Origin of the sequence: Neobacillus drentensis (assembly GCF_036962125.1) — a bacterium.
GTDB lineage: Bacteria > Bacillota > Bacilli > Bacillales > Cytobacillaceae > Neobacillus > Neobacillus drentensis_B.
This window is the reverse complement of sequence record NZ_JBALOA010000007.1, coordinates 55,513-78,765: the sequence shown is the minus strand read 5'-3', so window position 1 is coordinate 78,765 and position 23,253 is coordinate 55,513. Positions and strand designations below refer to the sequence as shown.

At 37.6% G+C, this 23,253-nt stretch carries 24 protein-coding genes; 17 read left to right on the top strand and 7 right to left on the bottom strand.

What is annotated here, in order from left to right:
- Positions 1-7: 7 nt before the first annotated feature.
- Positions 8-742, bottom strand: coding sequence for a ZIP family metal transporter (locus V7121_RS07910; RefSeq protein WP_335501597.1), 735 nt, complete (start codon positions 740-742; stop codon positions 8-10).
- Between the two features lie 400 nt (positions 743-1,142).
- On the opposite strand from V7121_RS07910, the gene V7121_RS07905 reads away from it, so the two are divergent.
- The 4 genes from V7121_RS07905 to V7121_RS07890 are packed head-to-tail and all read left to right on the top strand — an operon-like array spanning position 1,143 to position 4,606.
- Positions 1,143-1,967: an electron transfer flavoprotein subunit beta/FixA family protein gene (locus V7121_RS07905; RefSeq protein WP_335501595.1), complete on the top strand. Its 825-nt coding sequence runs from the start codon at positions 1,143-1,145 to the stop codon at positions 1,965-1,967.
- A gap of 35 nt (positions 1,968-2,002) precedes the next feature.
- Positions 2,003-3,034: an electron transfer flavoprotein subunit alpha/FixB family protein gene (locus V7121_RS07900; protein ID WP_335501593.1), complete on the top strand. Its 1,032-nt coding sequence runs from the start codon at positions 2,003-2,005 to the stop codon at positions 3,032-3,034.
- Positions 3,027-4,322, top strand: a complete 1,296-nt coding sequence (locus tag V7121_RS07895; protein WP_335546272.1) for an FAD-dependent oxidoreductase — start codon at positions 3,027-3,029, stop codon at positions 4,320-4,322. Before V7121_RS07900 ends, V7121_RS07895 begins: the two co-directional genes overlap by 8 nt.
- Positions 4,322-4,606 (top strand): ferredoxin family protein, encoded by a 285-nt coding sequence (locus V7121_RS07890; RefSeq protein ID WP_026566270.1) that lies wholly within the window; start codon positions 4,322-4,324, stop codon positions 4,604-4,606. Before V7121_RS07895 ends, V7121_RS07890 begins: the two co-directional genes overlap by 1 nt.
- A 136-nt stretch (positions 4,607-4,742) precedes the next feature.
- On the opposite strand, the gene V7121_RS07885 is transcribed toward V7121_RS07890, so the two are convergent.
- Complete coding sequence (locus tag V7121_RS07885) at positions 4,743-5,090, bottom strand: hypothetical protein (protein WP_335546269.1); 348 nt, start codon at positions 5,088-5,090, stop codon at positions 4,743-4,745.
- 222 nt (positions 5,091-5,312) lie between these two features.
- On the opposite strand from V7121_RS07885, the gene V7121_RS07880 reads away from it, so the two are divergent.
- Positions 5,313-5,834, top strand: coding sequence for a hemerythrin domain-containing protein (locus V7121_RS07880; RefSeq protein ID WP_335546268.1), 522 nt, complete (start codon positions 5,313-5,315; stop codon positions 5,832-5,834).
- A 24-nt stretch (positions 5,835-5,858) separates the two neighbouring features.
- Here the strand turns inward: V7121_RS07880 and V7121_RS07875 are convergent, their stop codons facing one another.
- Positions 5,859-7,094 carry an MFS transporter gene (locus V7121_RS07875; protein WP_335501584.1) on the bottom strand — a complete coding sequence of 412 codons (1,236 nt, stop codon included), beginning with the start codon at positions 7,092-7,094 and terminating at the stop codon, positions 5,859-5,861.
- 240 nt (positions 7,095-7,334) lie between these two features.
- On the opposite strand from V7121_RS07875, the gene V7121_RS07870 reads away from it, so the two are divergent.
- Both V7121_RS07870 and V7121_RS07865 read left to right on the top strand, forming a co-directional pair.
- A complete protein-coding gene (locus V7121_RS07870) occupies positions 7,335-7,775 on the top strand; it encodes a MarR family winged helix-turn-helix transcriptional regulator (RefSeq protein WP_335501582.1) in 441 nt (146 codons plus the stop codon).
- Between the two features lie 100 nt (positions 7,776-7,875).
- Positions 7,876-9,570, top strand: a complete 1,695-nt coding sequence (locus tag V7121_RS07865) for a M3 family oligoendopeptidase (protein ID WP_335546266.1) — start codon at positions 7,876-7,878, stop codon at positions 9,568-9,570.
- Positions 9,571-9,624: 54 nt separating this feature from the next.
- Here V7121_RS07865 and V7121_RS07860 read toward each other — a convergent pair whose 3' ends face one another.
- Positions 9,625-11,763: an ATP-dependent Clp protease ATP-binding subunit gene (locus V7121_RS07860; protein WP_335546264.1), complete on the bottom strand. Its 2,139-nt coding sequence runs from the start codon at positions 11,761-11,763 to the stop codon at positions 9,625-9,627.
- Between the two features lie 189 nt (positions 11,764-11,952).
- Here V7121_RS07860 and V7121_RS07855 point away from each other — a divergent pair, with 189 nt between their 5' ends.
- Positions 11,953-13,002 (top strand): YkvI family membrane protein, encoded by a 1,050-nt coding sequence (locus tag V7121_RS07855; RefSeq protein ID WP_335501578.1) that lies wholly within the window; start codon positions 11,953-11,955, stop codon positions 13,000-13,002.
- Between the two features lie 30 nt (positions 13,003-13,032).
- Here the strand turns inward: V7121_RS07855 and V7121_RS07850 are convergent, their stop codons facing one another.
- Entirely contained in the window at positions 13,033-13,644 is a 612-nt protein-coding gene (locus V7121_RS07850) for a CPBP family intramembrane glutamic endopeptidase (RefSeq protein WP_335546262.1), read from the bottom strand.
- 149 nt (positions 13,645-13,793) lie between these two features.
- Here V7121_RS07850 and V7121_RS07845 point away from each other — a divergent pair, with 149 nt between their 5' ends.
- Positions 13,794-13,913 (top strand): DUF6254 family protein, encoded by a 120-nt coding sequence (locus tag V7121_RS07845; RefSeq protein ID WP_283878168.1) that lies wholly within the window; start codon positions 13,794-13,796, stop codon positions 13,911-13,913.
- Positions 13,914-13,975: 62 nt separating this feature from the next.
- Here V7121_RS07845 and V7121_RS07840 read toward each other — a convergent pair whose 3' ends face one another.
- Entirely contained in the window at positions 13,976-14,164 is a 189-nt protein-coding gene (locus V7121_RS07840) for a YkvS family protein (protein ID WP_098526935.1), read from the bottom strand.
- Positions 14,165-14,411: 247 nt separating this feature from the next.
- On the opposite strand from V7121_RS07840, the gene V7121_RS07835 reads away from it, so the two are divergent.
- The 8 genes from V7121_RS07835 (at position 14,412) to V7121_RS07800 (ending at position 21,904) form a co-directional block, all read left to right on the top strand.
- On the top strand, positions 14,412-14,606 hold the full coding sequence (locus V7121_RS07835; RefSeq protein ID WP_335501574.1) for a hypothetical protein: 195 nt from the start codon (positions 14,412-14,414) through the stop codon (positions 14,604-14,606).
- Between the two features lie 27 nt (positions 14,607-14,633).
- Positions 14,634-16,124 carry a glycerol kinase GlpK gene (glpK, locus tag V7121_RS07830; RefSeq protein WP_335501572.1) on the top strand — a complete coding sequence of 497 codons (1,491 nt, stop codon included), beginning with the start codon at positions 14,634-14,636 and terminating at the stop codon, positions 16,122-16,124.
- Positions 16,125-16,487: 363 nt separating this feature from the next.
- Positions 16,488-16,754 carry a phosphocarrier protein HPr gene (locus V7121_RS07825; protein WP_335501570.1) on the top strand — a complete coding sequence of 89 codons (267 nt, stop codon included), beginning with the start codon at positions 16,488-16,490 and terminating at the stop codon, positions 16,752-16,754.
- A complete protein-coding gene (gene ptsP, locus V7121_RS07820; RefSeq protein ID WP_335501568.1) occupies positions 16,754-18,466 on the top strand; it encodes a phosphoenolpyruvate--protein phosphotransferase in 1,713 nt (570 codons plus the stop codon). Before V7121_RS07825 ends, ptsP begins: the two co-directional genes overlap by 1 nt.
- Positions 18,467-18,741: 275 nt before the next feature.
- Positions 18,742-19,377 (top strand): FMN-dependent NADH-azoreductase, encoded by a 636-nt coding sequence (locus V7121_RS07815; RefSeq protein WP_335501566.1) that lies wholly within the window; start codon positions 18,742-18,744, stop codon positions 19,375-19,377.
- A gap of 126 nt (positions 19,378-19,503) precedes the next feature.
- The gene (locus V7121_RS07810; RefSeq protein ID WP_335501565.1) at positions 19,504-20,289 is read left to right on the top strand and encodes an SDR family oxidoreductase; all 786 of its coding nucleotides are present in this window, start codon (positions 19,504-19,506) and stop codon (positions 20,287-20,289) included.
- 92 nt (positions 20,290-20,381) lie between these two features.
- Positions 20,382-20,855: a hypothetical protein gene (locus tag V7121_RS07805; protein ID WP_335501563.1), complete on the top strand. Its 474-nt coding sequence runs from the start codon at positions 20,382-20,384 to the stop codon at positions 20,853-20,855.
- 170 nt (positions 20,856-21,025) lie between these two features.
- Positions 21,026-21,904, top strand: coding sequence for an NAD(P)-dependent oxidoreductase (locus V7121_RS07800; protein ID WP_335501561.1), 879 nt, complete (start codon positions 21,026-21,028; stop codon positions 21,902-21,904).
- Between the two features lie 59 nt (positions 21,905-21,963).
- On the opposite strand, the gene V7121_RS07795 is transcribed toward V7121_RS07800, so the two are convergent.
- Positions 21,964-23,121, bottom strand: coding sequence for an aminotransferase A (locus V7121_RS07795; RefSeq protein ID WP_335501559.1), 1,158 nt, complete (start codon positions 23,119-23,121; stop codon positions 21,964-21,966).
- Positions 23,122-23,253: the final 132 nt, after the last annotated feature.

The window sequence follows — 23,253 nt, the reverse complement described above, 5'->3', positions numbered from 1 at the left end:
TTCTTGGCTACGAAAAAACATCAATTATGTATACCATTACAAGCAACCCCAAAATAAAGGAATAGGTGGATACCCGCTCATTTCCGTCTCCATGGCTTTCGGGTATTAACTCCTTATAAATGATAAACAACATGGCACCGGCTGCAAAAGATAGCCCGTATGGTACAAGCCCTTGAACATATGATGTCAAAAAATACCCTAATAAGGATGTTACGATCTCAATGGCACCTGTTAAGGTAGCAATAATAAAGGCCTTCCACTTACTAATCCGCTGATTAATTAAAAATAACGCGACAAGAAGGCCTTCTGGAGCATTTTGAAACCCAATTGCCAAAGCAATTAGATTTCCTGTATCGCCTTGCTGGGAAGCGTAGCTAACACCAACGGATAATCCCTCAGGAATGTTATGAAGGGTGATCGCAGAAATGATTAACAGAGCTTTTTCGTCAAATTGAATTCCTGTTTTGTTATGCTCCAAATCAATATGAGGAATATTTTTTTCTAATAGAGTCAACGTCCAAACTCCTAAGCAAACTCCAATAAGAAGTGGGAAAAAACCTCCATATTTCAATGCCTCAGGGATTAATCCAATCGTAGAAGCAGCCATCATGATACCTGCACTAAAAGCTAATAAAACATCCTTCCAGCGGTGTGTAATGGATTGATGAATAAATAGAATAATTAATGCTCCGGCCCCTGTAGATAACGCCGAAAGTACACTGCCAAAAATAACTTCTCCCATCACACATCTCCTTCCTTATCCAATTTTTCTTTTCAAACATCTACAAAATCAGACAGTAACTGTGATTTTTATCATTGTTTATATCTTAATATTTCATATAGTTATATTAGTACTATTTTATCAAATATTCACATCACGATTAACTACATATCTTACCACAATCTATATTTACTTCAAATTGTTTGTACTTTTAATCCACACCATAGAATTTACACATAGATTAATAAGAATCTTTTATTCACTAGTTTAATCAAAATCAAGTAAGAAATTAAGAAAACCATCATTGTTTGGTACTATGCTTCTGTTGCGATTCATATATCGTTAATAAAAGCATTTTTAAACCATAAGAAAGCAAACGCTTTCAATAATCTTAGAACATATGGAGGAGGGAAAGTCCTACATGCATATTGTCGTATGTGTCAAACAAGTACCCGATACAAAAATTATTAAAATTAATCCTAAAACAAACACACTCGACCGACGCAGTGCACCAGCCATCTTGAACCCTTACGATGCTCATGCAGTTCAGGAGGCCGTAAAAATTAGGGAAAAAACAGGGGGGACCATTTCTGTCTTATCAATGGGACCGCCACAAGCGACTGCTATTATCAAGAAGAGTGTAGAAATAGGTGCCGATAAAGGATATTTAATTTCTGACCGCGCCTTTGCAGGAGCTGATACGCTGGCCACTAGTTATGCACTTTCGAAAGCATTAGAAAAAATCAATAAAGAGCACCCAATCGATATGATTATTTGTGGCAAGCACGCGATTGATGGTGATACAGGACAAGTTGGACCTGGGATTGCAAGAAGAATGGATATCCCGCCAATCACAAATGTAATTGAAGTATCTGAAGTCAATCAGAAAGAAAAGACGGTTCTAATTAAACGAAAATTAACCAATGGATATGAATTGATTCAATCCGAATTTCCTTGCTTATTAACGGTTGAAAAGGAAATTAATGAAATTGAATATTCGCCTATGCTTAACATGATTAAAGCGGCAAGGTATGAACCCGTTATTTGGGCAGTTAGTGACTTCGAAAATGTGGAACGCTCGCAGCTTGGATTAAAAGGTTCTCCGACCATTGTTGGGAAAATGTTTTCACCACCACGCCCAGAGGGTGGTAAGAGAATTGAGGGAACTTCTGAAGAGCAGGTTAAGCAGCTGATGGAGATTTTAATGGAGAAAAAGGACCTATTGTCTACACAGCCTTCTAAATAATAATAATCAATCTATTGGCATAGGGGGAATTTTTTATGAATCTAGATGATTATCGGGGAGTCTGGGTATTCATCGAACAAAACGATGGTAAGATTGAAGGCGTTTCACTTGAATTACTTGGTGCCGGAAGAAAGTTAGCTGATAAATTGCAGGTTCCTTTAGCTGGTTTTTTACTCGGTAATGAGATAAAACCATTAGCAAATAAACTTATTTCATATGGTGCGGATATCGTTTATTTGGTTGACCATCCAGTATTAAAGAATTATCGTACTGAATCGTATATGAAGGGCGTTATGCTCCTTGCAGAAAAATACAAACCAGAAATTATCCTTTATGGTGCAACACCAAATGGTAAAGATTTAGCTAGTGCAGTTGCAACGGACTTAAATACTGGCTTAACAGCAGATACAACGATGCTTGATGTCGATATTGATAATCGATTATTAGAAGCAAGCAGACCAGCGTTTGGCGGTAATATTATGGCAACTATCCTTTGTAAGAAACATCGTCCGCAAATGGCAACTGTTCGTCCAAAGGTAATGAAAGCCTTAGAACCTATATCTGGTAGAACTGGAAAAATTATTGAAGAAAAAATATCACTTAACGAAGAAGATATGCGTACAAAAGTGCTCCAAATTGTGAATGACGTAACAAAAAGGGCTAATTTAGCTGATGCTCACGTCATCGTCTGCGGAGGAAAAGGGATGGGGGATGTTCAAAACTTCCAGCTTCTCTATGAATTTGCCGAAACGATTGGAGCAACCGTTGGTGGTACTCGTGATGTCGTTGAAGCTGGCTGGCTTCCACACCACCTTCAAATTGGCCAAACTGGAGAAACAGTCACTCCAAAAATTTACTTTGCAGTTGCGTTGTCTGGGGCAATTCAGCATGTAGTCGGCATGAAAAATTCCGATTTAATTATCGCCATTAATAAGGATCCAAATGCACCAATTTTTGATGTTGCCACATATGGAATCGTAGGAGATGCACTTGAGATTATTCCCAAATTAATCGAGCAATTTAAGCAGCTTAGAACTGAAAAGGGCGGTGAAATGAGCTATGTCTGAAAAATTTGATGTGATTGTTGTTGGGGCAGGTCCGGCAGGTAGTGCATGTGCCCTTACATGCGCAAAAAATGGACTAAACGTCTTGCTCATTGAAAGAGGGGAATACCCCGGAGCAAAAAACGTTATGGGTGGGGTCTTGTACCGTAAGCAAATGGAAGAATTAGTTCCTGAATTTTGGAAGGAAGCACCGCTAGAGCGTCCGGTCATTGAACAGCGTTTTTGGATGATGGATAAAGAATCCGTGGTTCAATTTGGTTATAAAGGTCTTGAATGGGGAATGGAACCATATAATAACTTTACAGTCCTACGTGCACAGTTTGACCAATGGTTTGCCAAGAAAGCAGTCGATGCTGGCGCTCTTCTTATCAATGAAACTGTTGTAACAGAATGTATTGTTGAAAATGGGAAGGTTGTTGGTGTTCGGACCGATCGTCCAAATGGAGAGGTTTATGCGAATGTCGTTGTCCTTGCTGACGGGGTTAACTCGCTCCTTTCAAAACAGTTAGGCTTCCATAAGGAGTTTCGTCCGGATGAAGTTGCCTTAACTGTGATGGAAGTAATTAATCTACCAAAAGAAAAAATTAATGACCGATTTAATTTAGAGGATAATCAGGGCTGTACTATTGAAATATTTGGGGATTCAACAAAAGGAAATCTAGGAACAGCTTTTGTTTACACCAATAAAGAAAGCTTAAATATTGGGGTAGGTACAACACTATCAAGCATGATCAAAGCGAAAATAAAGCCATACGAGCTTTTAGACTACTTAAAAAATCACCCTATGGTTAAACCAATGATTGCAGGTGGAGAATCAGCAGAATATCTAGCCCATCTTATTCCTGAAGGCGGATATCGTTCCGTTCCAAAAGTGGCTGGAAATGGAGTTATTGTCGTTGGAGATGCAGCTCAGCTTGTTAATGCGATTCATCGTGAAGGTTCGAACATGGCGATGTCGTCAGGAAAGATGGCTGCTGAGGCGGTAGTTCAGGCCCATACCCGCGGGGACTTCAGTGAATCCAGCTTAAATAGCTACCGTGATGCACTGAATAGTAGTTTCGTAATGAAAGATTTAGAGAAATACAAAGACGCTGCACATACATTTGAGAAATATCCACAATATTTTAATGAATATGTTCCAATGATGAATAAAGCAATGAGCAAGTTCTTTACTGTTGATGGGACACCAAAACGGGAAAAACAAAAACAAATCATGAAAAGTGTCACCTCAGAACGTGGAACAATCCGAGTGTTGCAAGATATTTATCGAGCTTGGAAGGCGGTGAAATAATGTCAACGAAAAATATCGAGGAAAAACAGTATCTTCTCCGTTTTAAATGTGATACAAAATCTCATTTGACAGTGTTGGATCATGATGTATGCATGACTAAATGTCCCGATAAACTTTGTACAGTATTTTGCCCAGCTGAGGTTTATAAGTGGGAAGGAACACGTATGCAGGTAGGCTATGAGGGCTGCCATGAATGCGGAAGCTGCCGGATTGGCTGCCCATATCAAAATATTAAGTGGGAATACCCTAAAGGCGGACATGGGATAGTATTTAGGTTGGCCTAAGTCTCAAATGAAAAAGTGCTGTCAGCAATCATGCAAACAGCACTTTTTTTATGTAGTTTTTTTGTTTTTACTATATGTGGGTTATTTCACAAATGAGGGTAAAAAGAAGGTGAAGCAGAAGGTAAGATTTTTGAGGTTAGCTAATTTTCTCTAGAATGGTTGCTGAGGATAGATTATCGTTTTTACCAGCTGTGACTAGTGTTGAAGCAAATGTGTTAGCATGTTCAATTAACTCCATACTTGGAGAACAATAAAAGGGCTTTTTCCAATTAAAGTCACCATCACTATCGGCGGGATATATACTTACTTTCCAGTGATAGTAAATCTTTGTCTGTGGGAGTTGTACCCCTTCTACGGCAATCAGCCAATGGGACGAAGGTGAATTTTGATAATATGCGGTTGATTTCTCTAGGGCAAGCAAGTCATTTACACCAATTGGTATTAATGCCTTTTGATAAAAGTCGTGATAATTTGGGGTTTTCAAATCCTTTCCCTCCCTTATAAGTTATACCCCTATTATATGAAACAATTAAACTTTTTTTGTGTGATAAATGTTAAAATTTTTTAATAAATCTAGAAGTTTTCATGAAACCGACAAATATTCATTAAGAAATGTACTATATCACCTAAATGTGAGTAAAGTCACTACATTAACTATTGGTTACTTTTATACTTGAAGCAAATAATATAATAGAGGTGATTGGTAATGAGCGGTTGTATGAGTGCAATGGGAGGCATGCCCCAAGTTGAACTAAGTAAAGGACTTCAGCAATTAAAAAGTGAACATCCTCCGTTATTGAAGCAATTAGAGGAAATGTATGATTTAACACAAAAAATTGATCAAGATATAGATATCGACAATAACTTTACAGCATTAATTACAAAAGTAAGTGAATTTAAGGCGGCGTTAGATCCTCATTCTGAGCGAGAAGAAGGTGTTCTTTTTCCAATGATGGGAGTTTATATTGGAACAACATCAGGACCCATTGCTGTAATGGAATATGAGCATGATCAAGCAAAAGCAAATATTGGAGAATTTCTTAAGACGGTAGAAAGTGGTCTTGGAGCCAGTGAAGAAAAGAAAGAATCAGCCCAATTAATTCAAAACGCTTACTTTATCTTAACAGAGCATTTCGCCAAAGAAGAAAATGTCTTATTCCCAATGGCCGAAAGGATGCTTACCGACGAGGAAAAAGAAGAACTATTTCAAAAAATTCAGGCACAATAAAAGGATGGGCGACAGCCCATCCTTTTATTGTTTATTCCATTCCCAGACCTTTTTATCGGACGGAAGTAGAAAAGCAATTAAACCTAGTAGCGGCAATCCCCCGAGCCATCTTATCATTGATTGTAATCCAATCCAGTCAGCTATATAGCCCAGACCGACCGAACCGATTGCCCCCATTCCAAATGCAAGACCTACGGTTAACCCCGACATCGTCCCGATTTTCCCCGGGACTAATTCCTGTGCATATACTACCGTCACGGAAAAACTAGTCATTAAAATAAATCCAGTGATGATAAGAAATATAAATGCCATCGTTGGTGGCACATGCGGAATGATAATCGAAAAAGGGACAGTCGCTAACATTGAAAAAGAAATGATTGTTTTCTTCCCAAAGCGATCTGAAAGCGGGCCGCCAAAAAAGGTCCCAACTGCACCCGAAACTAAAAAAGCAAAAAGGAATAGTTGTGACTGTTTAATCGTAAGGGCATATTCCTTTATGGCATAAAAAGTATAAAAATTGGTAATTCCAGAAGTATACCAGGTTCTGGCAAAAATCAACAATAGAATTAATGCCAATGTATTTTTTACTTGTTTCGTCAACCCTTGTTTCATCCCAGGATTAGATAGCTTTTTCTTTATCCTAATTTGCGAAACTACTAACATCTGTTTATACCAATTAGCGATATAAACTAATAAAATAACAGCTATAGCTGCAACAATCGTAAACCAGGAGGCGCCGATTTGGCCCAGTGGAACCAATATTAAGGCAGTAATTACTGGGGCTAATGCCTGACCCGTGTTCCCACCCACCTGATAAATGGACTGTGCGAGCCCTCGTCGGTTACCCGCGGCCATATATGCAACCCGAGAACCTTCGGGATGAAATACGGCTGATCCTAGACCAATGAAAAGAACAGACAGTACAATTAATCCAAAGCTTGGAGCAAATCCTAAACCAAGAATACCAACTAAAGTGAAAGTCAGTCCAATTGGCAGAGCAAAAGGCATTGGTTTTTTGTCAGTATAAAATCCAATTACCGGCTGCATGACAGATGAAACCATATTTAAGGAGAAGGCAATAATTCCTAGCTGTGTGTAAGTTAGATTCATAGATTTTTCCAGTATAGGAAACATAGCTGGAATCACAGCTTGAATGGCATCGTTTAATAAATGGCACAATCCGATAATAAATAAAATTTTATACATGGTTGATTCAGAGGCATTTGAAGCCCGACCGGGTAATGTTGCTTGTTGACTCATTATTATCCCTACTTTATAAGAATGGCTTTATTTTCTATCCCTATCTTACTACCCAACCATGGAAAAAAGAAATATTAATTAATTATTCAAATTATGGTTTGGAGATTTTTTGAAATATTCCAATCTTAAACGCTAAATTGACAGATGGTGAATTATTTTTTATAATTAATCTTGAAATCAAGATATTTAAGGTAGATTTTAAGCAAGGATAAATTTATTAAACTAAAAGGATGAGTTTTTATGGAAAATAATTCAACAGCTACTTCACTAAAGCTTTTTATCGTCCTTTCAAGAGCGTTTAAAGCGATTAATGAACATGTAAATAAAGTAATCCAGGCGAATGGATTAAATCCAACTGAATTTGCTGTACTAGAACTTCTCTATCATAAAGGTGATCAGCCAATGCAGCAAATTGGCGGAAAAATCCTGCTAGCAAGCGGGAGTATAACCTACGTGGTTGACAAGCTGGAACAAAAAGGGATGTTAAAAAGGATTGCTTGTCCGAATGACCGCCGGGTAACCTATGCACAAATTACTGAAGAAGGTACAAGGTTTATCCAAGATATCTTTCCTGAACATGCACAACAAATTGACAAACTAATGTCAACCCTAAGTGAAACGGAAAAACTTGAAGCAATTGACTTGTTAAAAAAACTAGGATTGCCTGCAGGGAAATTTTAAAACGGTCAAATGGCCGTTTTTTTTTGTTTTCAGGAATGTTCGGGATTAGTATATAATAAAATAGGTTGGAATATTTTAAAAATTTAAAGGGGTTGTTTCAATGGGGTTTGAGAACTATACATACATACGACCGAATTTAGTAGAAGTCACTGAAAAATTTAATGCTGCCATTGAGAGTTTTCAAAATGCATCTACTATAACAGAGCAAAATGCCGCAATGAATGAGATTAATAAGCTCAGAAATGACTTAGGTACGATGTTCAACCTTTGTTATATCCGTCATTCGATTGATACAAATGATGAGTTTTATAAGGAAGAACAGGATTATATGGATGAACTTCAGCCAGAGATTGAAGGGTTAGTAACAAAGTATTACCAAGTGCTTGTTCAGTCAAAGTTCCGGCCTGAATTAGAAGAAAAATGGGGACAACAGCTTTTTGCTCTTGCAGAAGGACAACTTAAGACATTTAAACCAGAGATTGTCCCTTTACTTCAGAGAGAAAATCGATTATCAACGGAATATACGAAGCTAATGGCTTCTGCAAAGATTGACTTTGAAGGGGAAGAAAGAACACTCGCCCAATTAGAGCCGTTCGCTCAATCAACGGATAGGGAAATGAGAAAAAGGGCAAATGAAGCAAAATTTGGCTTTATGGTTGAACATGAGGAAGAGTTTGACCGCATTTATGATGATCTTGTTAAGGTAAGGACTGAAATTGCGCAGACACTTGGTTTTAAGAACTTTGTTGAGCTTGGTTATTACCGTATGATGAGAACTGACTACAATGCTGAGATGGTTGCCAATTTCCGTAATCAAGTTAGGGACTTCATTGTACCTATTGCAACAAAATTAAAGGTACGTCAGCAGGAAAGACTAGGCCTTGAACAGCTAAAATATTACGATGAATCCTTTAATTTTCAAACAGGTAATGCCACTCCAAAGGGTACACCAGAATGGATTATTGAAAATGGGCAACAAATGTATGAGGATCTTTCAGAAGAAACCGGTGTATTTTTCCGATTTATGCAGGAAAATAAATTGATGGACCTCGTTGCGAAGAAGGGAAAAGCAGGCGGTGGCTATTGCACTTTTATTGAGAATTACAAAGCACCTTTCATTTTTTCAAATTTTAATGGCACCTCTGGAGATATTGATGTTTTGACACATGAGGCGGGTCATGCGTTCCAGGTTTATTCAAGTCGTCAGTTTGAAATTCCAGAATATGCTTGGCCAACCTATGAAGCATGTGAAATTCATTCGATGAGTATGGAATTTTTCACATGGCCATGGATGGATTTATTCTTTAAGGAAGATACCGATAAATACAAGTTTGCTCATTTAAGTGATGCCCTCTTATTCCTGCCGTATGGGGTTTCAGTTGATGAATTCCAGCATTGGGTCTATGAAAACCCGGAAGTAACCCCAACAGAGCGTAAGCTCCAATGGCGTGAAATTGAGAAAAAGTATTTACCGCACAAAGATTATGACGGTAATGTATATTTAGAAAACGGCGGCTTCTGGCAGCGACAAGGGCATATCTATAATTCACCTTTTTATTATATTGATTACACACTTGCGCAAATTTGTGCATTTCAATTCTGGAAGCGCTCCAGAGAGAATCAAGAAGAAGCATGGGCTGATTATGTGAAGCTCTGCAAGCTAGGCGGCAGTATGTCCTTCACAAAGCTTGTCGAGGCTGCTAATTTGATTTCACCATTTGAGACTGGTTGTGTAGAGTCAGTGGTTGGTGTCATTGAAGATTGGTTAAACTCGGTTGATGATAAAAATCTATAGTAAATAAAGAAAGCGAAGCCGGTCTAGAAATACTAGAAAATGGCTTCGCTTTTTCTATTGGACGACAATTACATCCGAGACAACTTTGAGCTGATCTTCTTCAATTATTGCTGTTACTGTTTTAACATCGGGCTGTTCTAAGATAAAATCCGCAATTTTATCTTCAAGCTGCTCCTGGATGACCCGGCGGAGCGGACGTGCCCCGAATGCTGGATGGTACCCAAGTATGGCTAGTTTTTCTTTTGCCTCTGATGTGATTGTTAGTTTAATATTTTGTTCGCGAAGAGTTTCCTCTAATTCATTAACCATTAAATCCACGATATATAGGAGGTGCTCTTTGCCAAGTGAATTGAATTCAATAATACTATCAAAACGATTCAAGAATTCAGGTTTAAAGAAGCTGCCAAGTGAGTCAAGAATAGATGCTTCTTCAATAACCTCTGTTGTACCAAAGCCAACATGAACTGTTTTATGGCTAATTCCAGCATTGCTTGTCATGATGATCACAGTATCCTTAAAGCTTACAATTCTCCCCTGGCTGTCTGTGAGACGTCCATCCTCAAGAATTTGCAGGAACATATGTTGAACATCTGGATGAGCCTTTTCAATTTCATCTAATAAGATAATACTGTAGGGGTTTCTACGTACTTTTTCTGTTAACTGTCCTGCCTCTTCATGACCGACATAGCCAGGAGGTGAGCCTATTAATTTAGAAACACTATGTTTTTCCATATATTCACTCATATCAAGACGGATCATTGAATCCTTAGACCCAAAAAGTTCCTCTGCCAGTGTCTTCGTTAACTCCGTTTTCCCAACTCCAGTTGGTCCGACAAATAAAAATGAACCGATTGGACGATGTTTTGATTTTAACCCAGCCCGACTGCGCCTTATCGCTTTCGCCACTTTTTTAACAGCCTTTTCCTGGCCGATAACCTTAAGATTTAGATTTTCTTCTATAGACTTCATTCGCTGTTGTTCATCTTGCTGTAGCTTACCAACAGGAATACCGGTCTTTTCTTCAATTATTTCTTGGATATGTGATACATCGACAATCGGTCTATCCCCTGTAACCATATTTAACGCCTTTTCTAAACTGGCTTCCTCATCCCGTAGTGCTGCGGCCATCTCGTAATTTTCGGATTTAAGAGCATCCTCTTTCTCGGCACTAATCTCTTTTAAACGAAGTTCAATTTGTTCATTGCTTTTGTAATCGGAAGAAAGATTTAATTTCGACCCAGCCTCATCTAGTAAATCAATCGCCTTGTCTGGTAAGAAGCGTTCTTGAATATAACGTTGTGACAATTGAACACAGGCATGAATAGCTTCATCAGAATAGCTCACGTCATGAAAGTCCTCGTACTTCTTTTGTATTCCCTTTAATATTTCAATAGCGGCTTCTATTGACGGTTCTTGAACATGGACTGGCTGGAAGCGCCTTTCTAAAGCAGAATCCTTTTCAATTTGTCGATACTCTTTAAGTGTTGTTGCACCAACCACCTGTAGTTCGCCGCGGGCAAGAGCAGGTTTTAAAATATTCCCTGCATCCATCGATCCTTCTGCAGAGCCAGCACCGACAAGAAGGTGAATTTCATCAATGAATAGGATAATATTCTTTCGTTCTTGTAATTCAGAAATGAGTTGTTTCATTCTCTCTTCAAATTGGCCGCGGATTCCTGTATTGGCAACAAGTGAGGCCACATCAAGTAAATACACTTCTTTATTGCGTAACTTGCTGGGAACATCGCCTGCAGAAATTTTCTGGGCAAGACCCTCAGCAATGGCTGTTTTCCCTACACCGGGTTCACCAATTAATACCGGATTATTTTTATTTCGTCGGTTTAATATTTCAATAACACGATTAACCTCACTATCGCGTCCAATAACAGGATCAATCAATCCGGCTTTTGCCATTTGGGTTAGATTCCTTCCGAATTGATCGATGAAACCAGTTTGTCTGTTTTTTCTATTAGGTTGATAGGTGATTTCATTTTCAGGGACAGTGTTGGAAATGAATAATTTATCAAATGGAAAGTTAGGGAAGAAATTAATATTTTGACCTAAGCTAGCCCCTAAAGTTTGCTTTTCTTTACTAAAACATTCATGACAGAGTTTGATTTCCTTACGCTGTCCATTCTTCATTACATTTAATTGTATGTTTGCATTGTTTTCATTACAGTGTTGACATAGCATAAGTAAATACCCTCCTTGTGAAAATTAGTAATATGTTTGACTTTGACTATATTTGACCTTATGACGATAGTATACTCTGACCTTTTTTGACTTTCAAGAGATTTGTTCTGGTAATGCTTTCTAATTAAGGAAAAAAGCTCGTCTTTGTTTGTCCTTATTATCATATATTGATGATAAGGGGGAGATGATGTGAAGAGGGAATGGACACAAGCATTTCAAATTGCTGCAGTTTATGTAGGAACTGTAGTAGGCGCTGGATTCGCCACAGGAAAAGAAATCGTTGAATTTTTTTCGCGGTTTGGTTTCTTTGGCTTAATAAGTATATTAATGAGTGGATATCTCTTTATTTCATTGGGTTCTAAATTAATGAGAATAGCAGCACATATCAATGCAAAATCATATCAGGAATTTAATGAGCACTTGTTTGGAAAATGGCCAAGTCGTGTCATTAATGTCTTTATGCTGTTTATGTTACTCGGTGTAAGTGCTGTAATGCTTTCAGGAGCTGGAGCAGTTTTTGAGGAACAATTGGGTTTACCGAAAATTTCAGGTGTCTTCTTGACCATTTTTTTATCCTTCTTAGTCATGCTAGTTGGGACAAAAGGACTATTTGCTGTTAATACCTTTGTTGTTCCGGTTATGATCACGTTTAGCATAATCTTAATGCTCTTTTCTGTTCAAATGCCTAACTTTATAAATCAATTATTATTTATTCCTCATGCCGAAGATGGCTGGAAAAGTGTAATTGCTCCCTTTTCATATGTTGCTTTGAATCTTGGGTTGGCCCAAGCAGTTTTAGTACCGATTGCGACAGAAGTTAAGGATGACTGGACGATTAAATGGGGAGGAATACTTGGCGGTTCTGCATTAACGATCATTTTAATTGCTGGTCATTTTACCTTAATCATGCTCCCAAATTTGGAATCGTATAATATTCCGATGGCCATTGTTATGAAAAATTTAGCTCCTTTTTTATATTGGATTTTTGTTTTGGTTATCTATGGAGAGATTTTTACCTCTGTGATTGGAAATGTCTTTGGACTAGACCGGCAGTTGAAGCAATATTTGGCGATACCAACGATGGTTTCTGTAACGTTAATCTTTATTGTTGCTTACCTGATTAGTCTTGTAAATTATGGGACACTGCTCTCTTATTTGTACCCGTTGTTTGGATATATTTGCATGATTTTTTTTATTTTACTCTGGATGAAACCATTTCCAGCGTCTGTTAGAAAATAATAAGCAGTTGTTCTAAGAACAACTGCTTTCTCAATGTAAAGGTAAGATTATAAACATCATCAGGTCAAAAATAATATGGGAAACAATCACCAAAGGCATACTTTTTTTCCATAAGTAAAGGGTTCCCCACGCTAAACCAGATAGTAAAGCAGCAAGAATTAATAAAAAGGAGCCAGAATAAATATGAACAGAAGCGTACAGAATCGACGCGGTAAGAACACTTAATGAGGGCTTGAACTTTTTACCAAGTCTCTTTTGAATAAATCCACGCCAGAAAAGTTCTTCTCCAGGTGCAGCTACCAATATAAGTGCAAGGTATTGCCAGAATAAGGATGGCGCAAACCATTTATACAGGTTATTAAGACTGGTTTCAATTGGCAGGTGAAGAAGCCTAAATCCTTGGATTCCGAGCCAAAAAATAAAATATAATAATAAACCGCCTAATGTTCCAGAAACAATATACTGAAAAAAGGAAACCTCATCATCAACCTCTTCTTGAAGCATGGCATAGGCAATTAATATTAGGACTGAGCCAGAAAATATATACCAAAAGATGGTTCTATCATGAAATGAAAAAAATAAAAGGACGTGAGCTAGTGCCAAACCAATAAGTATTCGTGGGTCTTGGATGAGTTTTTTCATTACGCGATCTCCTTTTGTAGAAACATAAAATTTATTTTATCAAATAAGTTTTTTGAATGGAAATCATTACATCATCCATTTTACTGTTTTATGTGGTTAGAACAAAAAGAAAAGAAAAAAATAATAAGGTAGGAAGGAAGTGAATGTGAATGAGCAAATCAAAAAGTGAACAAGAACGTGAATGGACCGTCAGGAAACAGGATCAAAATCCGCATGGAAAAGTGAAATCATTAAAGCAGTTATCGAATGAAGCTGGAAAAGGTCAATAATACCGGCTTCAACCAAAAAGAAAAGGCAGCCATGTTTGGACTGCCTTTCTAGTATTCTAAAATTAATAAGCGCTTTCTTTTACAACTTTATAGTTTTTGTGATTGACAACTGTTCGTTGATCCAATTCTAAATCACGATAATTATCCATAATTGTTAGGTCGACTATGACAGAATTTTCATTTACCTTTTCAACAATCCCTTGCAACCCACCACGGAATTCTATGATATTTCCTACTTCTGCTTTTCTCACTTTAGTCTCACTCCTTTACCTCAAAAACTATAAATAAAATCCAGTTAAATAACAGTTTGCACTACTTTATTCATTTCGTAAAGCCTTTTAATTGACAATTTTGTTAATTCTTCATAAACAATATAAATATATGATAAAAACGGGCAAAAATGATAGAAAACGCTTTCAAATATTTCCATTAGTTTTGAAAGTTAGCTGAGTAAACGCGGATAAGTTAAAATAAACTAGGTAAAGGTGGTGCTTAAGAATGAAGGAAGAAAGTATTACAGAAATTTTGAACCAGCTTAAGGATGGAAAACTTTCTGAGTATTATGTAACAAATGAAGAATTTATGGATTTTCGTCAAGTACTAGTAAAAAGAGAGGACTTTAAGCATTTTCGAGGAATTGGACAACGGGGTGGAGATGTTTTGTATCACTATCTAAATGAGCCAAGGAGTTAAACAGTTTGCTGAATAGGGGAGATTTACTTGGAAAAATATATTTTATCTATTGATCAAGGAACCACTAGTTCACGGGCAATCTTGTTTAATAAAAACGGAGGCATTGTACATGTTGCCCAAAAGGAATTTACACAGTTGTTCCCAAATCCTGGCTGGGTAGAGCAAAATGCAAATGAAATTTGGGGCTCTGTTTTATCAGTAATTGCCGAGGTTCTAACTGAATCAGGTATAAAAGCGGAACAAGTGGCTGGAATAGGAATTACAAATCAACGTGAAACGACAGTAATATGGGATAAAGAATCAGGTGAACCTATTTATCATGCGATTGTTTGGCAATCCAGACAAACTAGTGAAATTTGTGAATCTCTCAAAGAAAAAGGATATGATGATCTATTCCGAAAAAAAACGGGCCTTTTAATTGATGCTTACTTTTCTGGAACGAAAGTGAAATGGATTCTAGATCATGTGGAGGGAGCTCGTCAAAAGGCAGAGCAGGGAAAATTATTATTTGGGACAATCGACACTTGGTTAATTTGGAAGCTTTCCGGCGGTAAAGCTCATGTTACCGATTATTCAAATGCTTCCCGGACACTGATGTTTAATATTTATGAGTTAAAATGGGATGACGAATTATTGGAGATACTCGGTATTCCAAAGACGATGCTTCCGGAAGTTCGTCCATCCTCAGAGGTATATGCTAAAACCGTTGATTATCATCTTTTAGGTAAAGAGGTCCCAATTGCAGGAGCAGCTGGGGACCAACAAGCCGCATTGTTTGGTCAAGCTTGTTTCGAGTCAGGCATGGTGAAAAACACCTATGGAACCGGTTGCTTTATGCTTATGAATACAGGGGAAAAAGCAGTCCAATCAGCGCATGGATTACTTACGACAATCGCCTGGGGAATAAATGGGAAGGTAGAATATGCACTTGAAGGAAGTGTCTTTGTTGCCGGGTCTGCTATTCAGTGGCTCAGGGATGGTTTACGAATTTTGAAAAATGCAAACGAGAGCGAGAAATATGCAGAGATGGTTGAGTCCACAGAAGGCGTTTATGTGGTCCCCGCTTTTGTAGGCTTGGGTACCCCTTATTGGGATAGTGAAGTACGTGGAGCAGTGTTTGGGCTGACTCGCGGTACATCAAAGGAGCATTTTGTTCGGGCTACTCTTGAAGCACTCGCCTATCAAACAAGAGATGTGATCTCAGCAATGGAAAGTGATTCGGGGATTGGACTAAAAACACTGCGAGTGGATGGCGGTGCGGTCAGCAATAATTTCTTAATGGATTTTCAAAGTAATATTTTAAATGTCCCTGTGGAAAGGCCCGTTGTAAATGAAACAACTGCTTTAGGGGTAGCATATTTAGCTGGTTTAGCTGTTGGATATTGGGAAAGTCAAGAGGAAATAGCAAAGCAGTGGGCTATTGGACGAGAATTTCATCCAAATATGGCTGAGGAGAAACGAACTAACTTATACAATGGCTGGAAAAAGGCAGTAAAAGCTGCAATGTCATTTAGATAACTAAATATTACATTGGAATAAGAGGCTATTGTATTATTTGACAGCTTTTTACTTTTTTTATTAATATAGTGAAAGTTTGTGATTGTTTTTGACAGATTTGTGACAAATAAGATAAAATAGATTTTTCAGTTGTATGGTTTGAACCAAAGTGCTATTCTAGCAATTGTATAAAGGAAAACAACATTTTCATGAGAGTAAATATTCATTACATGTTTGTCTTCTTTTTGGAAAAAATAACAGAAATGAAATCTTTATTTGATTCTTTAGTTAATTATTGATTTAGTTGACTAAATGATAAGAAATGTTTATTTTTAATGAAGCAAGATTTATATTTTCTATATTTATTAAAGGAGTATGATTAGCATGTCAGAAAAGCAATTTAAAATAGTCGCAGAAACAGGAATTCATGCAAGACCAGCAACTTTATTAGTTCAAACTGCAAGTCGATTTGATTCTGAAATTCATTTAGAATATAAAGGTAAAAAAGTTAACTTAAAATCAATTATGGGTGTTATGTCTTTAGGCGTTGGCCAAGGTGCAGATATTACTATTTCTGCTGAAGGAAACGATGCAAATGAAGCATTAAATAGCCTTGAAGAAACGTTGAAAAAAGAAGGATTGGCAGAATAATGACTTTTTTAAATGGGATTGCTGCATCTAACGGGATTGCCATTGCAAAAGCATACCGTCTCGTTGAACCAGATTTATCTTTTGAATCAAAAACAATTGATGATGCTGCGTCTGAGGTTGACCGTTTCCGTAAGGCAATCGAGAAATCTAAAGCTGAACTCGAAGCAATTCGTGACCGTGCCAAAGTAGACCTTGGTGCAGATAAAGCCGCGATTTTTGAAGCACATCTTCTTGTCTTAAGTGACCCAGAATTACATTCACCAATTGAAGAAAAAATTCAGTCTGAAAACGTAAATGCTGAGTCTGCATTAAAGGAAACAGCAGATATGTTCATAATGATGTTTGAACAAATGGATAATGAATATATGAAAGAACGGGCAGCCGATATTCGTGATGTTACGAAGCGTGTGTTAGCTCATTTACTAGGTGTACAGCTTGTCAATCCAAGTATGATTGCTGAAGAAGTGATTATTGTGGCTGAAGACTTAACACCTTCCGACACTGCACAATTAAACAGACAGTTTGTGTTAGGATTTACAACTAACATCGGTGGACGGACTTCACATTCTGCCATTATGGCAAGATCAATGGAAATTCCAGCAGTTGTAGGAACAAAAACTGCTACCGAGGAAATCAATAACGGGGATCTTGTTATTGTTGATGGACTTAAAGGTGAAGTACATATTAATCCAACACCTGAGCTTGTCGAGCAGTACCGTAAAATTCATGAAGAGTACGAACTCCAAAAAGCTGAATGGGCCAAGCTTGTCAATGAACCAACAGTAACCAATGATGACCACCATGTTGAATTAGTCGCAAATATCGGTACTCCAAAAGATTTAAAAGGAGTCATTGAAAATGGCGGTGAGGGTGTAGGTCTATATAGGACCGAATTCCTCTACATGGGCAGAGATCAACTTCCAACGGAGGAAGAACAGTTCGAATCTTATAAGGCTGTATTAGAGGGGTTAAAAGGAAAGCCTGTGGTTGTTCGTACCCTTGATATTGGTGGAGATAAAGAGCTGCCTTATTTAGATCTTCCAAAGGAAATGAATCCATTTTTAGGCTTCAGGGCGATTCGATTATGCTTGGAAGAGCAAGACATATTCCGTACACAGCTTAGAGCACTGTTAAGGGCTAGCAATTATGGAAACTTAAAAATTATGTTCCCAATGATTGCAACGCTAGATGAGTTCCGTAGTGCCAAGGCAATTCTTGAGGAAGAAAAGCAAAAGCTTCTTGCTGATGGTCAAAAAGTTTCAGAAGCGATTGAACTTGGCATTATGGTAGAAATTCCGTCTACAGCAATCTTAGCAGATCAATTTGCTAAAGAAGTTGACTTCTTTAGTATTGGAACCAATGATTTGATTCAATATACAATGGCTGCAGACCGCATGAATCAGCGTGTCTCGTACTTATACCAGCCATATAGCCCATCTATTTTACGATTGGTAAAAATGGTTATTGATGCTTCACATGCAGAAGGAAAATGGACAGGCATGTGCGGAGAAATGGCAGGGGATGAAACTGCAATTCCAGTTCTAATAGGGCTTGGACTTGATGAATTTTCAATGAGTGCCACTTCGATCTTAAAAGCTCGCTCACAAATCAAGAATTTGAAAAAATCTGATATGGAAAAGCTTGCTCAAGAAGTTTTAAATATGCAAACAACCGATCAGGTTATTGAAGCGGTTAATGCTGCTACAAAGTAAATATAACTTTTCAGGTAAGACCGGCTGAGAATTAGCCGGTCTTTTTGTCATTCGGATATTTTTTGATTTTTCTCAGTATTTTCTTTTTTATTGACCAGTTTTGAGTATAGATGAAATGAGAAGTAATATTGGTCGCAACCCTTACACTTTTGATCCAAATGAATAACCGATGACTGAAAGGATTTGTCTTTGGGCAAATCCTTTTTATATGATTAATTTCTGTGATTTTGAAGGATAATAAAATGCATCTATTTCAGCAGAAAGGTGGAGCTAGTATGGTACGTGTTTTATATATAACGGCACATCCTCACAATGAAACACAGTCCTATAGTATGGCGGTAGGTAAAGCGTTTATTGATAGTTATAAACAAATTAATTCCAGTGATGAGGTCATTCATCTTGATTTGTATAAAGAAAAGATCCCTCATATTGATGCAGATGTGTTTAGTGGCTGGGGTAAGCTGCGTTCTGGTCAAGGATTTGATGGATTAACGGGAGAAGAAAAGGAAAAAGTAGGACGTCTTAACGAGTTAAGTGAGCAATTTGTCGCAGCTGATAAATATATATTTGTTACGCCTTTATGGAATTTCTCATTTCCTCCGATTATGAAGGCCTATCTTGACTCAGTAGCCGTTGCAGGCAAGACCTTTAAATATACGGAAAAGGGGCCAATTGGCCTTTTAACAGATAAAAAAGCTTTACACATTCAAGCAAGAGGCGGGTTTTACTCTGAGGGCCCAGCGGCACAGATGGAAATGGGACACCGTTATCTCAGTATTATGATGAGTTTCTTTGGGGTTCCATCCTTAGAGGGGCTGTTTGTGGAAGGTCATAATGCAATGCCTGAAAAGGCGGAAGAAATAAAAGAAAATGCGATTGCCCGTGCGAAGGATCTTGCGCAAACTTTTTAATAAAATACACTATTGAAGATAAAGAGGCAGAGTAATCTGTCTCCTTTTTTATATATTTTTGCCAAGTATTCCCTCCAATTATCCTGTATACTAAGAGTATATTGTTGAGGGGGGAATCAAAAGCAAATGGAGTTGAAATTAACAGGAAAAACAGCTTTGGTAGTTGCTTCTAGCCAGGGCTTAGGGTTTGCTATAGCTGAGCGACTAGTTAAAGAGGGAGCAAATGTTATGATATCTGGCCGGGATGAGGTAAAGCTGCAACAAAAAGCAAGTCAGCTGGAATCTCTAGGTATGGGAAAAGTGGCCTACCATAAAACAGACATTACTAACACTGGTGAACTTAAACAACTTGTTAGTACGACTGTAGAAAGATTTAATACAATTGATATTCTAGTAAATAATGCTGGAGGTCCTCCTGCAGGTGCGTTTGAAGATTTATCAGATGATGACTGGCAGAATGCCTTTGAATTGAATCTATTATCTTACGTACGAATGATCCGGGCTGCGTTACCCTATTTAAAAGAGCAGGGTGGGAAGATATTAAATATTGCTTCTTCTTCTATTAAAGAACCCATTCCAGGCTTAATTCTATCTAATACATTTCGGACAGGAATTGTTGGACTAGCAAAAACTCTTGCTTCGGAATTGGCTCAATATAATATTTTAATAAATACCATTGCCCCAGGTCGAATTGCAACAGACCGTGTCAATCATTTAGATCAAGTGAATGCAGATAGGCTGGGTGTAGACAGGGAGACAATTGCCACACAGGTTAAGGCGGGCATTCCTTTAAAGAGATATGGTACCCCAGAGGAATTTGCAAATGTGGCTGTTTTCCTCTTATCTGATGCTAATACCTATATGACGGGCAGTTCATTTTTAGTGGACGGAGGGATGGTAAAAGCAATCTAATATAACAAAATTTTTTTCCTATATTAACCTTTCTTTACGTTTATTACCGATGTAATTTGGCCATGGTAAAAATATTAAGGGAGTGTTATTAAATGCTGAAAAATATTCGCATTATTACTGTTTTGCTCTTGGTACTTTGTGGGTCCTTGCTATTAAGTGGCTGTAGTTTACTTTTTTCCAATGAATTAATTGTCAATCGTTATGCAGATGCATTGCTAACAAAAAATAATGAACTGCAATTCCGTTTCAGAATAAACAATGAAATATTAGCTGGGGAACAATTATATAAGGTGAAAGTAACGATTCATGATGATAGGCTTGCAGCCGCCATTGGAAAACGAGAAATTGTTTACGGTGAAGATCAAGTGCTAAATGGTGAATATTTAGAAGTAAAGGGAAAAACTGAAAAATATATCTTTATGGACCCATTACCTCTGAAAGAAGATTTACATATCCAAGAATTGAAAAGAATGATTGAAAAGGATAATGCTGTGTCGATTGAAGTATTTAATAATCAGGAAGTATTCGGACGTGTTTACTTAACAAACTTTTCATCTGAATTGTAAAATGTGATTATGAACAAAAAAAAAGGACAAAATAAATTTGTGCATAATATTGGAGATGGAGCACAAAGACTGGAACGACTGGACGTTCCGGTTTTTTTATGTATTTTTTTAAAATTAATTTGTTTAATGCTAAAATAATATAGAAAATATGAATGAGAGGGAAGATTATTGTGCTAAATCCTGAGAATACAGTTATTGGTTTTATTGGTATTGGTGTAATGGGGAAAAGTATGGCAGGACATTTATTAAAAGCGGGCTACTCCGTAATTGTATATTCTAGAACAAAGGAAAAAGCAACAGACCTATTAAGTCAAGGGGCAAGTTGGGAAGCTACACCAAAGGCAATTGCTGAAAAGGCTTCGGTAATTTTTACCATGGTTGGCTACCCAACTGATGTAGAGGAAATATATTTCGGTGAACAAGGATTAATTGCTAATGGGACACCTGGGAGCTATTTCATTGATATGACAACTTCTGCACCATCACTTGCAATTAGGATTTACGAAGAGGCTAAAATGAAAGGGATTCAAGCAATTGATGCTCCTGTTTCAGGTGGAGACGTAGGAGCAAAGGAAGCAAAGCTCTCCATAATGGTGGGAAGCGAAAGGGAAGCGTTCGAAGAGGTGCGCTCTGTTTTAGAACTTCTTGGTACAAATATTGTCTATCAAGGTAAACCAGGGGCTGGCCAGCATACAAAGATGTGTAATCAAATCGCGATAGCATCCAACATGATTGGTGTTTGTGAGGCGATCATTTATGCTGAAAAAGCTGGACTTGATCCTGAAAACGTTCTGAAAAGCATTACAACTGGAGCGGCTGGCAGCTGGTCCCTAAGTAATCTTGCACCAAGAATGTTAGCAGGAAACTTTGAACCTGGTTTTTACATAAAGCATTTTATTAAGGATATGCGAATTGCTATTGATGAAGCGGATAAAATGGGTATGGAAGTGCCGGGATTAAGTCTTGCTAAAGCTCTCTATGATCATTTAGCGGAAAAGGGCGAAGAAAATAGCGGTACACAAGCCCTTTATAAATATTGGAAAAATTAAACATAAGATTGGAAGTCAAAAAGTACCCTCACTTTAATATCGTGTGAGGGTACTTTTTATTACTCTTTTAAACCTACTAGGAATTGTTCGATTCGATTAAGGCCAGTTTCTAATAATTCCATTGAACAGGCAAACGATAATCTAAAGAAGCCTTCTCCAAACTCTGAAAAAGCACTACCTGGAACAACAGCTACTTTGGTTTCATGTACTAGCTTAAGTGCAAAATCAAAGCTATTCAATGGAATAGTATCAGGGATTTTTATAAAGAAATAGAACGCACCGTCTGGTTTAACCATCACAAATCCCATTGAAGTTAAACGATCGAAAACATAATTTCTTCTTAATATATATTCTTTTTTCATCATAAGTGCATCATCAATCCCAGCGCTTACTGCTTCTAATGCTGCTTTTTGAGCAATTGAATTGGCGCACGAGATATTATATTGGTGAACCTTTAATATATGTTTACTTATGCTTTCTGGTGCAAATAAAAAGCCAATTCTCCATCCTGTCATCGAGTGAGATTTTGATAACCCATTGATCACGATAGACTGCTCCTTAAGAAATGTCGCTATCGAGGTATGTGGCGAGTCGTACGTTAACTCACTGTAGATTTCATCTGCCAAGATAAAGATTTCTTTTCCCCTAACAAAATCGGCTATTTCTTTCAGCTCCGAGGCTGAGAGACTAACACCAGTGGGATTGGATGGGTAAGGAAGAACTATACAGCGGGTTTTCTCTGTAATAAATGGTTTTATCATGTTTAAAGTAAAGCGGAATTTATTTTTTCGAATATCAACATGCACAGGAGTAGCGCCCATCATTCGAATGATCGGTTCATAGCCTGGATAGATTGGCCCAGGTAAAATGACTTCGGAGCCTTCCTCTAGAATCGTTCGAAAAGCAATATCTATTGCTTCGCTTGCCCCTGAAGTAACTATCACTTCTGATTCAGGTTTGTAGTGAAGTTTATATTTTTTTTCTACAAATTGACATACTGCCTCTCTTAATTCAAAGGTCCCTGCATTATGAGTATAGGTAGTAAAATTTTCTTCGATTGCAGCAATCCCCGCATATTTAACATGCTCAGGGGTCGGGAAATCTGGTTGTCCAATTGTAAATGAAATTAAATCCTCCACATGAGCCACCATATTAAAAAATTTTCTTATTCCAGAGATTTCGATATCCTTTACGCGTTGATTTATTAAATGCTCCAACAGGGTCCATCCTTTCGGGTAAGGATTAATCTTGATTATGTATACAATGATTATAGACTATTTTTAAGTGAGGATTCTACTATGAAGAAATAAAAAACGATCTGAGATGCCTCAGACCGTTTTTGGGGGAAG

Excerpts from the sequence above, each read along its gene's own strand:
- V7121_RS07910 (WP_335501597.1), bottom strand. The coding sequence starts at position 742 with ATGGGAGAAGTTATTTTTGGCAGTGTACTTTCGGCGTTATCTACAGGG.
- V7121_RS07905 (WP_335501595.1), top strand. The coding sequence starts at position 1,143 with ATGCATATTGTCGTATGTGTCAAACAAGTACCCGATACAAAAATTATT.
- V7121_RS07900 (WP_335501593.1), top strand. The coding sequence starts at position 2,003 with ATGAATCTAGATGATTATCGGGGAGTCTGGGTATTCATCGAACAAAAC.
- V7121_RS07895 (WP_335546272.1), top strand. The coding sequence starts at position 3,027 with ATGTCTGAAAAATTTGATGTGATTGTTGTTGGGGCAGGTCCGGCAGGT.
- V7121_RS07890 (WP_026566270.1), top strand. The coding sequence starts at position 4,322 with ATGTCAACGAAAAATATCGAGGAAAAACAGTATCTTCTCCGTTTTAAA.
- V7121_RS07880 (WP_335546268.1), top strand. The coding sequence starts at position 5,313 with ATGAGCGGTTGTATGAGTGCAATGGGAGGCATGCCCCAAGTTGAACTA.
- V7121_RS07875 (WP_335501584.1), bottom strand. The coding sequence starts at position 7,094 with ATGAGTCAACAAGCAACATTACCCGGTCGGGCTTCAAATGCCTCTGAA.
- V7121_RS07870 (WP_335501582.1), top strand. The coding sequence starts at position 7,335 with ATGGAAAATAATTCAACAGCTACTTCACTAAAGCTTTTTATCGTCCTT.
- V7121_RS07865 (WP_335546266.1), top strand. The coding sequence starts at position 7,876 with ATGGGGTTTGAGAACTATACATACATACGACCGAATTTAGTAGAAGTC.
- V7121_RS07860 (WP_335546264.1), bottom strand. The coding sequence starts at position 11,763 with ATGCTATGTCAACACTGTAATGAAAACAATGCAAACATACAATTAAAT.
- V7121_RS07850 (WP_335546262.1), bottom strand. The coding sequence starts at position 13,644 with ATGAAAAAACTCATCCAAGACCCACGAATACTTATTGGTTTGGCACTA.
- V7121_RS07845 (WP_283878168.1), top strand. The coding sequence starts at position 13,794 with ATGAGCAAATCAAAAAGTGAACAAGAACGTGAATGGACCGTCAGGAAA.
- V7121_RS07835 (WP_335501574.1), top strand. The coding sequence starts at position 14,412 with ATGAAGGAAGAAAGTATTACAGAAATTTTGAACCAGCTTAAGGATGGA.
- V7121_RS07825 (WP_335501570.1), top strand. The coding sequence starts at position 16,488 with ATGTCAGAAAAGCAATTTAAAATAGTCGCAGAAACAGGAATTCATGCA.
- ptsP (WP_335501568.1), top strand. The coding sequence starts at position 16,754 with ATGACTTTTTTAAATGGGATTGCTGCATCTAACGGGATTGCCATTGCA.
- V7121_RS07815 (WP_335501566.1), top strand. The coding sequence starts at position 18,742 with ATGGTACGTGTTTTATATATAACGGCACATCCTCACAATGAAACACAG.
- V7121_RS07810 (WP_335501565.1), top strand. The coding sequence starts at position 19,504 with ATGGAGTTGAAATTAACAGGAAAAACAGCTTTGGTAGTTGCTTCTAGC.
- V7121_RS07805 (WP_335501563.1), top strand. The coding sequence starts at position 20,382 with ATGCTGAAAAATATTCGCATTATTACTGTTTTGCTCTTGGTACTTTGT.